This is a genomic window from Hyphomonas sp. J20-32, from assembly GCF_055808555.1.
The window spans coordinates 1684230-1699831 of the sequence record NZ_CM147873.1; the positions used below are offsets into that span (position 1 = coordinate 1684230).

At 59.8% G+C, this 15602-nt stretch carries 10 protein-coding genes; 5 read left to right on the forward strand and 5 right to left on the reverse strand.

The annotated features are described in order from the left end of the window. The first annotated feature begins 9 nt into the window (after nucleotides 1–9). The 4 genes from nirB to cobA are packed head-to-tail and all read left to right on the forward strand — an operon-like array spanning nucleotide 10 to nucleotide 6259. Nucleotides 10–2454 carry a nitrite reductase large subunit NirB gene (gene nirB, locus AC0L7I_RS08390; RefSeq protein WP_473395995.1) on the forward strand — a complete coding sequence of 815 codons (2445 nt, stop codon included), beginning with the start codon at nucleotides 10–12 and terminating at the stop codon, nucleotides 2452–2454. A gap of 20 nt (nucleotides 2455–2474) precedes the next feature. After that, entirely contained in the window at nucleotides 2475–2789 is a 315-nt protein-coding gene (gene nirD, locus AC0L7I_RS08395; RefSeq protein ID WP_473395996.1) for a nitrite reductase small subunit NirD, read from the forward strand. 3 nt (nucleotides 2790–2792) lie between these two features. Next, nucleotides 2793–5489, forward strand: coding sequence for a molybdopterin-dependent oxidoreductase (locus AC0L7I_RS08400; RefSeq protein ID WP_473395997.1), 2697 nt, complete (start codon nucleotides 2793–2795; stop codon nucleotides 5487–5489). A gap of 11 nt (nucleotides 5490–5500) precedes the next feature. Continuing rightward, nucleotides 5501–6259: a uroporphyrinogen-III C-methyltransferase gene (gene cobA, locus AC0L7I_RS08405; RefSeq protein ID WP_473395998.1), complete on the forward strand. Its 759-nt coding sequence runs from the start codon at nucleotides 5501–5503 to the stop codon at nucleotides 6257–6259. On the opposite strand, the gene AC0L7I_RS08410 is transcribed toward cobA, so the two are convergent. Genes AC0L7I_RS08410 through AC0L7I_RS08420 form a run of 3 tightly spaced genes read right to left on the reverse strand, consistent with a single transcriptional unit; the run spans nucleotide 6256 to nucleotide 9390 of the window. Continuing rightward, a complete protein-coding gene (locus AC0L7I_RS08410) occupies nucleotides 6256–7548 on the reverse strand; it encodes a CmpA/NrtA family ABC transporter substrate-binding protein (RefSeq protein WP_473395999.1) in 1293 nt (430 codons plus the stop codon). The genes cobA and AC0L7I_RS08410 overlap by 4 nt on opposite strands. Beyond that, the gene (locus tag AC0L7I_RS08415) at nucleotides 7545–8165 is read right to left on the reverse strand and encodes an ANTAR domain-containing response regulator (RefSeq protein ID WP_473396000.1); all 621 of its coding nucleotides are present in this window, start codon (nucleotides 8163–8165) and stop codon (nucleotides 7545–7547) included. The genes AC0L7I_RS08410 and AC0L7I_RS08415 overlap by 4 nt, the downstream gene beginning before the upstream one ends. Next, nucleotides 8155–9390, reverse strand: coding sequence for an alginate export family protein (locus AC0L7I_RS08420; RefSeq protein WP_473396001.1), 1236 nt, complete (start codon nucleotides 9388–9390; stop codon nucleotides 8155–8157). The genes AC0L7I_RS08415 and AC0L7I_RS08420 overlap by 11 nt, the downstream gene beginning before the upstream one ends. Before the next feature lie 450 nt (nucleotides 9391–9840). Here AC0L7I_RS08420 and AC0L7I_RS08425 point away from each other — a divergent pair, with 450 nt between their 5' ends. Further along, on the forward strand, nucleotides 9841–11145 hold the full coding sequence (locus AC0L7I_RS08425) for a 3-hydroxyacyl-CoA dehydrogenase (protein ID WP_473396002.1): 1305 nt from the start codon (nucleotides 9841–9843) through the stop codon (nucleotides 11143–11145). Between the two features lie 21 nt (nucleotides 11146–11166). Here the strand turns inward: AC0L7I_RS08425 and AC0L7I_RS08430 are convergent, their stop codons facing one another. Next, a complete protein-coding gene (locus tag AC0L7I_RS08430) occupies nucleotides 11167–14391 on the reverse strand; it encodes an efflux RND transporter permease subunit (RefSeq protein ID WP_473396003.1) in 3225 nt (1074 codons plus the stop codon). After that, complete coding sequence (locus AC0L7I_RS08435; protein ID WP_473396004.1) at nucleotides 14388–15464, reverse strand: efflux RND transporter periplasmic adaptor subunit; 1077 nt, start codon at nucleotides 15462–15464, stop codon at nucleotides 14388–14390. The genes AC0L7I_RS08430 and AC0L7I_RS08435 overlap by 4 nt, the downstream gene beginning before the upstream one ends. Between the last annotated feature and the right edge of the window lie 138 nt (nucleotides 15465–15602).

The window sequence follows — 15602 nt, forward strand, 5'->3', positions numbered from 1 at the left end:
GCACTATCCATGACCAGGAAAAGCCTTGTTGTCATCGGAAACGGCATGGCGCCCGGACGGGTTCTCGAAACCCTAATCGAGGCGGCGCCCGATGCCTATGACATCACCATCTTCAATGCGGAATCGCGTGTGAACTACAACCGCATCATGCTGTCGCCGGTCTTGTCCGGCGAGCAATCGTTCGAAGACATCGTGATCCACGGCGATGGATGGTATGTCGAAAACGGCATCACTCTCTACAAGGGGCACAAGGTTGTTGGTATCGACCGCAATGCGAAGACTGTGACGTCCGAGCATGGCGAAACGGCATCCTATGACAAGCTGCTGATCGCCACCGGATCGAACCCTTTCATCATCCCGTTGCCAGGTCATGATCTTCCCGGCGTGCTTACCTATCGCGACCTTGATGATGTGAACGCGATGATGGTTGCCGCGAAAAGCGGCGGCCGTGCGGTTGTTATCGGCGGAGGCCTGCTGGGGCTGGAAGCCGCCGCCGGATTGCTGGCGCAGGGTATGGATGTGACGGTACTCCACATCATGCCCACGCTGATGGAGCGCCAGCTAGATCCGTCGGCGGGGTATTTGCTGGAGAAGGAGCTGGCTGGCCGGGGAATAGATGTCCGTACGTCGGCCAACACGAAGAAGATACTCGGAGACGGAAAAGTCACGGGGGTGATGCTCGATGACGGAACCGAAATAGATGCCGATATTGTCGTCATGGCTGTGGGCATTCGCCCCAATTACAAGCTTGCGGAGGAATCCGGGCTTGACGTCGGCAGGGGCATCAAGGTCGACTGCACGATGCAGACGTCGGACCCGGATATCTATTCGGTCGGGGAATGTGTTGAGTTCGAAGGCAATTGCTACGGTCTCGTTGCGCCGCTCTATGAACAGGCGCGCGTTTGCGGGCTGGTGCTGGCGGGCGACCGGAACCACGCATTCGTCCACACGGAAACATCCACGAAACTCAAGGTTACGGGCATCAACCTCTTCTCCGGGGGCGACTTCGCGGAGGCCGAGGGCCGAGAGGAAATCGTTTTTAGGGATGCTGCTCGCGGTGTCTACAAGCGGCTTGTCCTCGAAGGCGATCGCCTTGTTGGCGCGGTCCTCTACGGCGACACGGCGGACGGCGCATGGTTCTTCCAGAAGATCAGGGAGGGCAGCGCCATCGCACCCGATGAGCGCGACACGCTGATATTCGGTCCGGCCTATGCAGGAGGCACCCCCCTGGACCCTATGGCAGCCGTTGCAGCCTTGCCGGATGATTCGGAAATCTGCGGTTGCAACGGCATATCCAAAGGCAAGATTCTCGCCGCCATAGACAAGGAAGGGCTGAAGGATGTTGAAGGCGTGCGCGCCTGTACGAAGGCGTCGTCATCCTGCGGAACCTGCACGGGCCTTGTCGAAAGCCTGCTGGCGTTCAAGCTGGGTGACGCATTTGCCGCGCCGACAAAGAAGACGGTTTGCGGTTGCACAGAACTTGCCCATGACGAAGTGAGGCGCCTGATCGTTTCACTGTCCCTCAAATCGATCCCGGCTGTGATGCAGGAACTGGGTTGGACCACTTCCTGTGGGTGCGCGAAGTGCCGCCCGGCCCTCAACTATTACCTGTTAGCCAGTTGGCCCGGCGAATATGTTGATGACGGTCAATCCCGCTTCATCAACGAGCGCGTGCACGCCAATATTCAAAAAGACGGCACCTATTCCGTCGTGCCGCGTGCATGGGGCGGCATGACAACAGCTGCAGAATTGCGTGCAATCGCGGATGTCATCGACAAGTTCAACATACCGACGGTGAAGTATACAGGAGGCCAGCGCATCGACATGCTTGGCGTACGCAAGCAGGACCTGCCCGGCGTTTGGGCCGACCTCAATGCGGCAGGCATGGTGTCAGGTCACGCCTATGGCAAATCCCTGCGGACAGTGAAAACCTGCGTCGGCAGTGAATGGTGCCGCTTTGGGACGCAGGATTCGACCGGCCTTGGTATCAAGCTCGAGAAAATGATGTGGGGCTCGTGGACACCGCACAAGGTCAAGCTGGCTGTGTCCGGTTGCCCACGCAACTGCGCCGAAGCGACCTGTAAGGACATCGGCGTTATCTGTGTCGACAGCGGCTACGAACTCCACTTCGCCGGGGCAGCCGGGATGGAAATCAAGGGCACGGAAATCCTCTGCAAAGTACCCTCTGAGCGTGAGGCCCTCGAATATTGCGCGGCGCTTCTCCAGCTCTACCGGGAGCAGGGCTTCTATCTCGAGCGGATATACAAATGGTCGGCCCGAGTCGGATTCGACAAGGTGCGTGAGCAAATAGTGGCCGATGATGCCAATCGCGCTGCCCTTTATGAGCGCTTCCTGAACGCCCAGACATTTGCCCAGACAGACCCCTGGGCAGAGCGAGCCAGTGGCCGCGTAGACGCGCACGAGTTTCGAGAACTTGCGCCTGTGGAGGGATGAAGATGGATGGAAGTGCCAGCATGGAACGATGGGTCGACGTGTGTGCCCTCGACGATATCCCGGAACGGGGTGCACGGAGGGTCAGGATATTCGGGCAGGAAGTCGCGGTGTTCCGCACCAGCAAGGACAAGGTCTATGCGCTGGACAATCAATGCCCTCACAAGGGAGGTCCGTTGTCGGAGGGGATCGTCCACGATGACGGCGTTACCTGTCCACTGCATGGGCTCATCATGCACCTTCCGACCGGTCGGGCAGCCGGGGCCGACGCCGGCTGCGTGAAGACCTACGGCGTCAGGGTCGACGACAATCGAGTGTCTGTGCGGGTTGGCGCCTGATTCATGGATGCACCGGCCGTCTCCGTCCCTGAAGTCGCCACGACCTGCCCGTATTGCGGAGTGGGCTGCGGTGTGCGCGTCAGGGCGTCGTCGGATGGCCAGACGGCCGAGGTGCGGGGCGATCCGCTGCATCCTTCCAACAAGGGACGGCTTTGCTCCAAGGGCTCAGCCCTGGGAGAGACGATCGATCTCAAGGAGCGCCTCCTTGTGCCAGTGGTCCACGGTGCTGAAACCAGCTGGGAGGATGCCATCGGACGGGTGGCGGACGGCTTTTCCCGAACCATTGAGGAGCATGGCCCGGACAGTGTCGCGTTCTACGTCTCTGGCCAGTTTTTGACGGAAGACTATTACGTCGCCAACAAGCTGATGAAGGGCTTCATCGGTTCCGCCAATATCGACACGAATTCACGCCTGTGCATGGCGTCGTCGGTCGTCGGCCACAAACGGGCATTCGGGGCAGATACGGTGCCGGGATGTTATGAGGACCTGGAGCTTGCCGACCTTGTGGTTATGGTCGGCAGCAATTTCGCCTGGTGCCATCCGGTGCTTCACCAGCGCCTTCTGGAGGCACAGCGCAAACGGGGTACGCGCATCGTTGTGATCGATCCTCGCCAGACGGCGACAACGCAAGCGGCCGACCTGCACCTGCCCATTCGTCCGGGCGGCGATGTGCACTTGTTCAATGCGCTGTTCCGGCATCTGGCCCGGTCCCGCGCACGGGACGAGCATTTCATTGCATCACATACCCAAGGACTGGAAGACGCACTGAGCGCCGCAGGTACCTTGCCGCTTTCTCAGGTTGCCGATGCCACCGGGATTCCGGAACGCGATCTCACCAAGTTCTTCTCATGGGTGGAGGAGACAGACCGAACGCTGACGGTCTACTCTCAAGGCGTGAACCAGTCCTCCACCGGATCGGACAAGGTGAACGCCATTCTCAACACGCACCTCGTGACCGGACGCATTGGAAAGCCCGGCATGGGCCCATTTTCGATTACCGGCCAGCCCAATGCCATGGGCGGGCGAGAAGTGGGTGGACTCGCCAACCAGCTGGCCGCGCACATGGACTTTTCACCTGCCGATGTCGATCGGGTGCAGCGGTTCTGGAAGTCGCCCGCAATCGCCGCAAAACCGGGCCTGAAGGCAGTCGATATGTTCGATGCTGTTGCCGACGGTCGGATCAGGGCGATCTGGATCATGGCGACCAATCCGGTTGTGTCCATGCCTGATGCAGACAAGGTCAGGGCTGCACTTGAGGCCTGTCCGCTGGTTGTCGTGTCGGAGGTTGTATCCACGTCTGATACGGCAAAGCTCGCCGACATCGTTCTGCCAGCGACTGCTTGGGGTGAGAAATCCGGAACCGTGACGAATTCGGAAAGGCGCATTTCGCGCCAGCGCAGTTTTCTAAGGCCTCCAGGGGAGACCCGCCACGACTGGCAGGCGCTGTGTGAAGTCGGACGCCTGATGGGCTATGACGGGTTTGATTTCCAGGGGCCTGAGGAGATCTACGCGGAATATGCCGGGCTGTCCGGATTTGAGAACAATGGCAGCCGTGATTTCGACATTGGCGCCCATGCCAATTTGAGCAAGCAGGCCTATGACGAAATGCAGCCATTCCAATGGCCTCGGCCCAAAGGCGGAAAACGGGCCGGGACGGGCGACCAAAGCGACCATCGCTTCTTTGCCGATGGTCAATTTTACACGCCCGATAGCCGGGCCCGGTTCGTGCCAACACCCGTTGAGAGCCCCAGGAGCGCAGTATCGGCGGACTACCCCTTCATCATGAACACGGGCCGTGTGCGTGACCATTGGCACACGATGACGCGAACCGGAAAGACACCGCGCTTGTCGGCTCACATGGCCGAACCCTTCGTTGAGATTCACCCGAAGGACGCCCGCCTCGCTGGCCTTGACGAGGCTGGGCTCGTCAAGATCGCCAGCGCCCAGGGCGAAGCCGTCCTTCGAGTTCTTGAAACGGATCGCGTCAGGGAAGGGGAAGTCTTTGTCCCGATCCACTGGACCGACAGGTACAGTTCATGCGCGCGTGTCGATGCGCTGGTCGCACCGAATACCGATCCGGTTTCGGGACAACCGGAATTCAAATACACGCCGGTACGCATCCAACCGTTCGCGACTGACTGGTTCGGATTTGGTGTGTTTGCCGAGGAGCCGTCAGCCGACCAGCTTGCTGCCCTTGACTATTGGGCGCTGGCAAGAGCTCCCGGTGGTTGGCGACTTGAATTCGCTGGCTCGGGGAGCATGCGCCGCGCGGCCATGGGGCTGATCTCCCACACTGACGCGGTGTTACTGCAGACGGCACAATGCAGCATGGCAGGCGCTCTGTTCGATGACGAGCGCCTGCTGGCGATGGTGAAGCTTTCTGCCCGGGGCCCGGTCTTCGCAGACCGCTCTTGGCTAGCAGGCCAATTGAAGGCCTCGCACGGACCTGAGGCGCGATTTGAAATCCTGGCCGGGCGCCCGCCGTGCGGCGAGGCGACCGGGCGGATTGTCTGTTCCTGCATGGGGACAGGCATGAACGCGATACAGGCTGCCATCGCTGCCGGTGCTGCAAACGAACAGGATATAGGCAAAACTACTGGCGCCGGCACAAATTGCGGATCGTGCAAGCCCGAGCTCCGCACAATCCTGGAATCCATGCGAGCAGAGGCCATGCGCGTTGGCCAGGTTGCAGCTGAATGATGGAGATGCATATGCCCGGAAAACTTGTTCTGATTGGGTGTGGCCCCGGCGGAGTCGACCTGCTGACAATACGAGCTGCCCGCAAGATTGCGGAAGCCGATCTCGTTCTCTACGACCGGCTCGTCGATCCGGACGTCGTTGCGCTAGCGGGACGCGGCGCCGAATGCCGCTATGTCGGAAAAGGCTGTTCGGATGGCGGCGTTCAGCAGGCGGATATAAATGATTGCCTGCGAACGGCCCTGTCGGAAGGGCGCCTGGTTGCCCGGCTCAAGTCGGGGGATCCCATGGTGTTTGGACGCGCGGCAGAGGAAATTGCGGTTGCTGAAGCCATTGGCGCCGAGGTCGAAATCGTTCCTGGTGTAACGGCTGCGCTCGCCGCAGCGTCGGGCGCGCTGATTACCGTGACAGAGCGGGCAGAACTGCAAAGCTTCGTCATGACGACTGGACGTTCGGCTGATTCCGATGCGCAACCGGACTGGGCAAACGTCATGAAGCCCGGCGTGTGTGTCGCCTTTTATATGGGAGTTGCGCAAGCCTGGCGGATCCAGTCTGTCCTCATGGCCGCCGGTGTGCCCGGAAATGCGCCTGCTGACTGGATAGAAAAAGCTGGCCAGACAGATATGCGGACCATTCCCACTCGTCTGGACCGGCTTGCCCTGGATGCGAAGGCAAACAATGTGACGAATCCGGCCATCCTGCTTGTGCGTTATCCGCTGAGCCTGGCCGAGCATGGTAAGGCTTCGGTGCCAGTCCTGCAGCGCGCTCTCTAGCGAGCTGTTCTGACCAAGGTCAGCGCCTGGGCTTCATCCCTTTCGCCAAGGCGGCTGCCGCGATGGCGAATATCGAAACCTGCAGCATAATTCCTGATATCCGCGGGATCGAAAATGCGCCCGTCAAGGAACCTGTCTGGACCAAATGCGATGGGCGCGGACGCGTCCGTCATGAGCCAGGCGTGGGCGTGTGCGCCTTCGATTTTTTCATCTTCGTGAGGGCAGGCGATACCCATTGATTTGGCGACGCTCCGGTACGTGTCCGGCTGGAAGGCCGAGCGGGCAATGGCGTCAAAGTCGAGATCGGCAGGCGCTTCTCCCCAGCGGACCATCTGGGAGAGGATCCATTTTGCATGCGAATGCCAGGGAAAATTGGCCGCATAGCGATGAAATACATTGAAGTCGGGCATGTCCATCTGCAACTTGCCGGCTGTCTGGTGGTTTTCGCCGGACAATGAACCGACGATTTCCTCGAACGGGATGCCGACATAGTTTGACGATGAGATGATCTGCGCTGCGGCAACCCGATTGGCCGGTTGATCCAACCATTGGCACGCTTTCAGCACGGAACGCAGGAGCGCCTGATGCAAATCCGGATGTTGTTCTGCCCAATCGTGCCTGACGGCCAGCACCTTTTCCGGTCCATTGGACCAGATCTCGCCCGAGGTTATCAGGGTGCGACCGATCCCGGCGGAAACGGCGGCATTGTTCCAGGGCTCCCCAACACAGAATCCATCGATCTGTCCTTCCCAAAGCGCATTCACCATTTGAGCTGGCGGGACGACCACAAGGCGGACATCCTTGTCGGGGTCGATCCCTGCCGCGGCCAACCAATACCGCAATTCGTATGCGTGCATGGAATGAGTGTAGACATGGGCCAGCGCCAGGGGGGCTGCGGCTTGTGCGGCACGCAAGTTGATTACTGATTTCAGCGATGCCGCAGAGAGTGGACATCGCGTCATGGCCTCCGGGGCAATCTCGTTCATCTCATTGAACAAGGCGGTTGCAACCGTAATTGCGTTGCCGTTCAGGTTGAGCGTCATGGCGGTCGTGAATGCTCCCGGAAAGGGCCCCAGTCCCGCAGCCGATGCCACGACGATCGGCGAAAGCATGTGTGCAGCATCGATGACCCCGGCCCCGAGCGCGTCCCGCATAGCGGCCCAGGACGCGTAGCGTACCAATTCGACATCAAGACCGTTTACCTCGAAGAGGCCGTGCGCCTTGGCGATGGCAATTGGTGCGCAATCGGACAGTTGCGCAAACCCGAGTTTCAGGGAGGCTCTGGTCATAGCGCGTCTTTCCCGCCTGTATTGCCAATGATTCCAAAGATCGCAATGACACTTTCCGCAACATCCTTGAGCGGCTTGCCTTGCTGTTGTGACATGTCACGCATGGCCGAAAAGGCCTGATTCTCCGTCATTCCCTGTCGTTCCATAAGTAATCCCTTGGCCCGCTCGATGGCTTTGCGCGAGGCAAGGTCATCCTTTGTTTTCCGGAGTTCAGCCCGCATTTTGTCCATCTGCTTGAAGCGCGCGATGGCGGTGTCGATCAGGGGGCGCACCCGCTTCGGCGTCAGGCCGTCGATCACATAGGCGCTGACGCCGGCGTCAATGGCTTCCTGCATGCTAGAAATGCCTTCTTCCTCGACGAACATCACGATCGGCTTGGGATTCGACTGGGCCACCTGGCGCAAGCTTTCGATCGTATCCCGGTCGGGTGACTGGCAATCCATGATAATTACATCGGGGCCGATTTCCGCGATCAGGTCGAGCAGGATTCGGCCATGCACCTGCGTCGCAGTGTGAACCACTGCATCGCTGGCCAATCCCTCTTCCACCTGGCGCGCACGTGCGGCGTCATTGTCGACAATGAGTACGCGCAGCGGCGCTGCTTTATCAGAAGGCATATCCGATTTCGAACCAGATTTTCCGCGTGTCGGAAGCGAATTCATCGGCATTGTAATCCGCGTATTTGACACTCAGGTTCACTTCTCGCCATTTTGCAGTCGCCAGCAGGTCGATTTCATCTCCGTGGTGGCCACCGCCAGATTCCGCAGAAAAATCATGGTAGACCGCGAGAAGCTTCACACCAGACAGTGCGCCCACGTCGCCTGCTGAAAAGCCTGCCAGCGCATAAACATCTTCCACTCCTGTTGTCGGCGTGCTCAAAAACTTGTCAGCCCAGCCCTGAAACTTGTGCAGGGTGGCCAGCGGGGTCTGGAATCCACGTTGGTCATCACCGCCCAGTATTTCGAATCCGAGCCCATAATTGAATTTGCCAGAGGTGAATTTGGCTTCTGCCGAATAGTATTCGGCGGAATATTCAATGTTGCTTGAGCCGTAATCTTGCTGCCTGGCAATACTTGCTGCGTAGTCGATCGTGCCGCCGGCTATCTCTTTTTTCCCTGCGAGCCGGGCGCCAATGGTCTGTGACGCATTCGACCCGCCATTTTCATCCACGTCGATCATGTAGGCAAATGCTGTCACTTTGCCGATCGGTGTTGGGTGACTGGCATTGAGCAGATAGGAATCGCCATGCCAGCGGCCTGCGGGAGAGCCGTCTCCGAAAATCCGGTTGACCTGATTGAGATACGTTGCGTCGAGCGTTAGCTGGCCAAAAGACGTGTTCTGAAAGCGAATGGCATCGAATGTCTGCTCGTTCTGGCGAAAGCCGACATTTCCGACGAACCGGGAATCGTCGAGCACGATTCGTTGACGGCCGAGGGTCGTTTTCGTTCCCGGCAGGGACGTATTGGTGATCTGGAAACGGTTAAGTTCGGTGCCACGCGGGTCCGGCACAACGGGGAAGCCGGCCTTGCCGTTGATGGTGGAATTGTAGTCGTCGATCAGGGCATCGACATGCTCGAATTCAATCAAGACCGATGTGTCGAAAGCCGTGCCGGTTTCAAGGCCTGCGCGCAAGCGATGGGTGAGGGCCTCAGCAGAGTCCGAGAAGCCGTCCTGATCGACATTCTCGTAGCGAAGGCGCAGGTCGAACAGCGGCTTGGAGTCCTTGAGCGCTGTCTCAATCTGACTTTGGCTGGCCGCCTCATCGGCCTCGGCACTGCTGCTGAAAATCGCAGCCGCAAGAAATAGGCTGGCGCCTATTGGTCGAAGATGAATGTTGTTCATGAGATTTGCCTTCGTGGGAGGCAGTGCGGAACAAGCCAGAGCTTGCCGCAATGCAGGATGAAACTCATCACGCTTGCACGTGTTGCTTGATGGTCAGCTTCATCATCGAAGGCATGCACCCTGCGCCGGGCACGGTCCCAGTTGGAACAGGGACTGGCTTAGTGTTCTCCCGGTATCGTCGAACATGCAAACGGACCAAAACGGCTGGCGAGTGAATTCGATCGTTTCAGCATCTTTTGGGCGACCGGGTCGCTGCTTGCATTAATTTCGGGCATCTGGCACTCGCTGGCCGTGGCCGTTCCAGCGCCAATTCAAGACTGCCGCAGCGACGCGACTGGCGAAGGCATCAGCTTTCTGCTTCAGTCAGTCCAGACAAGGCGCTGGCTCAGCATCAGGCGACTGGCCCACAAATGCCATGACAAGGCAGCATACGAGAATGAGGAAACAGCCATGACACAAGCCCGAACAATGACGCCCGAACAGGTCTCCGCCTATATCGCCGAAGCCGGCCGCAAGGCTTGGGAAGTGCCGGACGTCCCGGCCAGCACAAAGCGGCGCACGATCAAGACGGTCGGCATTATCGGCGCCGGCACGATGGGCGGCGGCATTTCGATGAATTTTGCTACGGCTGGGTTCGAGGTCCGCATCCTCGAGACCAAGCAGGAAGCGCTCGACCGGGGACTCGGAGTCGTCCGGGGCAACTACCAGCGTAGCGCCGACAAGGGACGCTTTCCGCAGGACGAGGTCGAGACTCGCATGGCCCGGCTCCAGGGCACGCTCGACATGGAGAGCCTCGCCGATTGCGACTTGATCATTGAGGCGGTGTTCGAGGACATGGATATCAAGAAAAAGATATTCACCGATCTCGATCGCATCATGAAGCCCGGCGCCATTCTCGCGACCAACACATCCGCGTTGAACATCGACGAGATCGCCAGCGTGACCTCGCGCCCCGGCGACGTCATTGGCCTGCATTTCTTCTCGCCAGCCAATGTGATGAAACTTCTGGAGATCGTGCGGGCTGCGAAGACATCCAACGATGTCATTGCGACCTGCATGGACCTTGCACGGACGATCAACAAGATCGCGGTCCTGGTCGGCGTGTGCCCGGGCTTCGTCGGCAACCGCATCCTGTTTGCGCGTCAGGCGCAGGCGCAGAAACTTGTCTATGCCGGGGCCATGCCCTGGGACGTCGATGCCGCGCTGAACGCTTTCGGCTTCCGCATGGGCCCCTACCAGATGTCGGATCTCGCCGGGCTAGACATTGGCTGGAAGAAAGGCGCCAAGACGGCCAATCCCATCCGCGATGCCCTGTGCGAACTTGATCGTCGCGGCCAGAAAACAGGTGCCGGCTATTACGACTATGACGAGAGCCGCAAGCCGATCCCGTCAGACGTCACCGCTGGCATCATCCGCAAGATCACGGGCGTCAGTGAAGGCAGCGCGCCTTCGCAGGACGAGATCATCGCCACCTGTATCCATCCAATGATCAATGAAGGCCTCAAGATACTGGAAGAGAAGATGGCCCAGCGCGCCTCCGACATCGATATCGTCTGGCTGAACGGCTATGGCTGGCCGGCCGACAAGGGCGGTCCGATGCTGTATGGCGACATGGTCGGCGCCGACAAGGTGCTCGCCACGATGGAACGGCTTGGCGCCGAAGACGACCGGTTCAAGCCGGCAGCAACGCTGAAACGGCTCGCGCGCGATGGTGCTCGGTTCACAGACGTGAAACCGGGCGAAACCGTCGCCTGAAGGAAGTCGTAGCCAGAAGGCTTATTCAGCGGCTGGCAGGATGCGATCACGATCCTCGTGTTTTTGGTCACCGGAAAGGAGGTGCACCGCATCAGCCGGTTTACGACCGACAATGCGGTCGCGCATCCGGCGCATCCACCGTCCGACGCGATACGGGACCAGCAGCCAGACTGGCGTGACCAGCAGGATCATGATGGTCGAAAAGGCGAGGCCGAACACGACGGCCGTTGCCAGCTGGACCCACCATTCCGACGATGCGCTGCCGACATTGATTGCGCCCTGGGCAAAGCTCACGTTCAGCTGGAAGACCATTGGCAGCAGGCCGCAGATCGTCGTGCCGGTCGTCAGCAGGATCGGACGGATACGCTGGGCCGCCGTGGCGATCGCCGCATATTCCGGCGAGCGTCCGTCGCTGCGCAGGCGATTATAGGTGTCGATCAGGACGATATTGTTATTGACCACGATCCCGGCGAGCGCGACGACCCCGGTCCCGATCATCAGGATGGAGACGTAGGGCAGCACCAGCTGGATGCCGACAAGTACGCCGGCTGTCGAAATGATCACGGCCGTAAGCGTCAGGATGACCTGCCAGAAATTATTGAATTCCCACAGCAGGATGACTGCCATCATGAATAGCGCGGACAAGGCGGCGCCCATGAAGAACGCGCCGGCATCAGCAGTGTCCTCGTCGGCCCCCTCGAACCGGATTTCCACGCTGGCAGGAATGCCCTGTTGCGTAATCCAGTCCTTCAATTCAGTGACGATGGCAGCGCCAGCGCCTTGTTCGATTGCATTTGCGCGCACATCGATTACGCGCTTGCCGTCGCGGCGTTCGATCTGGCTGACCCTTGGCGCAGGAACGCGGTTGACGAACAGCGACAGCGGCACGTTGCCGGCGGGGGTAGCTATTCGGAGCTGGTCGATTGCCGAAGCGCTGCGGTCACCCTGCGGGAAGCGCACGCGGATGTCGACTTCGTCAGGCGCATCGTCTGGGCGATAGCGCCCAACGAGGATGCCGTTCGTGATCAGCTGGACTGCAGCGCCGACCTGCGAAATGTCGACACCGAACTTGCCGGCCTCCGAACGGTCGACTTCGAGCTGGTACTCGATGCCAGGCAGAGGCCGCGTATCGTCGATTTCATGCAACTCGCTCATGCTTTCGAGCTTCGTGCGGAGAAGAACTGCGGCTGCATCCAAAGCAGCGCTATCCTCCGACAAGAGAGCGATCTGAACGTCCTTGCCGGCAGGCGGACCGTTTTCGCGGGCCTGTATCTGGTACCTGAGGCCGGGAACGGCATCGAGCAGGTCGCGGACATGGGCGAGCGTCTTGCGCCCGTCATGCACGCCGTCATCGGTCGCAAGATCGAGCAGGATCTGGCCAATCGTGTCCACCGGTGGCGATGCTCCGCCGAAGCTGAAGCTGCCTTCGCCACCAACGCCTGTCCGGGTCGAAATGTCTTCGATTCCATCGACGTGGCTGATCGCGGATTCGGCGCGGCGGACGAGCACGGCTTCTTCAGCCGCCGACAAGCTGCCCTGAGCCTGGATGAAAACGTAGGCCTGCTCAGGTTCTATATCGAGGAAGAATTCGGATTTGTGCGGAGTTGAACCGAACCACATGAAAATGAGAATCACCGAGCCAAATGCAGCGAACGTCACCATCAGAGGCCGCGCGATCAGGCCCTTGATGAGCTTGACATAGCCGCCGAGCCAGCCTTTGGCCTGCCCGGGGTCGGCATCGGCTGCGAGAGCCGCGAGGTCTTCATTCGTACCACTCGGGCGGGCGCCGATCACGGAGCCAAGTACGGGCAGGAAGATCAGCGCCATGACGAGCGATGCCGTCAGCACGAAGATCAGCGTGATTGGCAAATAGGCCATGAACTTGCCTGGCATCGAGTTCCAGAACAGGAACGGCACGAAGGCAGCGAGTGTGGTCGCGTTGGACGCGACGACGGGCCAGAACATGCGCTTGCCGGCGAGGGAGTAGGCTTCCTTGCGGTTCAGGCCTTCAGCCATCTTGCGGTCGGCATATTCGGTGACCACGATTGCGCCGTCGACGAGGATACCCACAGCGATCACCATGCCGAACATGACCATCATGTTGATCGTGTAGCCAAAGGCGCCAAGGATCAGAAAGGCCATCACGAACGAGGCCGGAATGGAAATGCCCACGAGCAGGGCGGACCGCCAGCCGAGTGCGGCGACGCAGATGATCATCACCAGCAACACGGCCGTGACGATCGAGCTCTGCAGCTGTCCGAGCTGTTCGCCGATCAGTTCAGAGGCATCGGAGGTGATCTGTGCCTTCACGGTCGTCGGCCAGCTGCTCTCCGATTCGTCGATGGTCGCCCGCACGAAATTGGCGGTCTCGAGAATGTTGGCTCCCGTGCGTTTGACCACTTCGATCAGCAGGGCCGGCTGGCCATTGAAGGTCGCGTAACCGGTTGCGTCCTTGTAGGTGCGGCGCACGTCGGCGACGTCCGAAAGGGTTACGACCGAGTTCTCGGTGCGCCTGATGGGCAGGCTCAGTGCGTCGTTTGCCGTCCGGATCAGGCCAGAGACCTTCACGGCAAAACTGCCTTCGCCGGTATCAATCTGGCCGGCCGGCACGAGCTGGTTGTTTGCGGAAACAACCTGGTAAATCTCCTGGTAGGAGATGTTGTAGGTTTCGAGTTTGACCGGATCGACGATGATTTCCAGGACGTCGTCGCGTCGGCCGACGATGCGGGCTTCCAGGATTCCGGCGTTTCGCTCCAGGCGGTCCTGGAGGTCTTCAGCAATCTCGTTCAGGCCCCGCTCGGGAGCGTCGCCATACAGGTTCACGACCATGACGGGGAATTGAGCTGCGTTCAGTTCTGTTATGATCGGCTCGCGGGCATCATCGGGGAAATAGCGCTTGGCCATGTCCACCTTGTCCTTCACGTCGAGGATGGCCTGGTCGATATCGGCCGTCAGCTCGAATTCCAGCATGAGCTGGCCAGCGCCTTCGGCGCCATAGCCGCTGAATGTTTTGAGGCCTTCCAGCGACTGGATTTCCTGCTCGATCGGCTTGACCAGGAGGCGTTCGGCATCTTCAGGCGTCACGCCAGCGAGCGGCACTGTGATACCGACAAAGGGAATTTGGATGTCGGGGTCGGCTTCCTTGGGCAGGCCGATATAGGTGGCCGTGCCCGCGATGATGGCACACACGAGAATGGCGAGCACCATGCGTGCCCGCCCGATGGCGCCGTCGATCAAACTGTTCATCGTGCAGCTCCACTCGCGGGTACCGGCGTGACCTTGACCCCTTCGCTGAGATAATCCTGCCCCATTGAGATGACGCGGGCCGTGTCTGGCAGGCCGGTCACCCAGGCGCCACCGACACCCTCATCAATCACCTTGATCGGGGCGAATTGCACAGTGTCGTCCGCTTCGAGATAGCGCACGCCAAGTTCGCCCGAATCCGACAGCGTCAGCAGGGCAGGCGAGATCAGCGTGGCTGGCACCGTGGCCACGGGGAGGATCAGTGAAGCTGAAACACCTGCCGGGACGATAGCATCGCCGGTTTCCAGTACAGCTTCGACCAGAAACGTGCGTGTCTGTTCGCTGGCAGTGCGCGATATGTATCGAATACTAGCCGGAAAGGATTCGCCGCTGGCCAAACGGGCCGTGGCGTTCAAGCCGAGTTTCAGGCGACCGGCATATTCATCTGACACTTCGGCCGCCACGATGACCGGTGTCATGTCGACCAGCACGCCACAGGCCCCGCCGGGGGCCAGGAAGTCACCGGCTTCGGCAAGCCGTGTTTCGAACACGCCGTCGAACGGCGCGCGGATCTGGGTTTTCGACAATTCGACCTTCGCGGAATTCACAGCGGCTTCGGTCGCATCAAGCGTGGCCTTTGCGGAGGCTTCGCGATTGGCAGGTGTCAGGCCCTTGGCTGCGAGCGAACGGGCGGCTTCGTAATCGACCTTGGCGGAATCCCGCTGGGCTTCGGCCTCTTTTACGCGGGCGCTGCGGGCCTCCACGTCAAGGCCGCACAGCAAGGCGCCCTTGCGAACGAAGCTGCCTTCCTGGGCGGGTGTTGCCACGACTGTGCCTGTCGTTCCTGCTTTGACGGTTACTACCTTGTCAGGCGCTGTCCGTCCCTTGGCTTCAAGCACGACCGAGTGCATTGCACTGGAGACCTGCTCGACAATCGCTTCCGGAATTTTGGACTCCGTTTCGACCACGGCGGCTTCGCTCTGCGAGCTGATACTGCCGCGCACGGCGCTTCGAATGCCGAAATAAGCAACAATTACAATGAGAAGCCCGAGGGCGATGGCGACAGAACGGTTCACGGAGTACGTCTTTCAAGGGATTGGCTTAAGCAAATATAGGTTCGTACGTCGCTCAGGTAAGCGCCGCGTCTATCTTTAACTACGCCAACACCATTGAATTATGACGAAAGCACTGCGTCGTTTTCGCGGCAGGTCGAA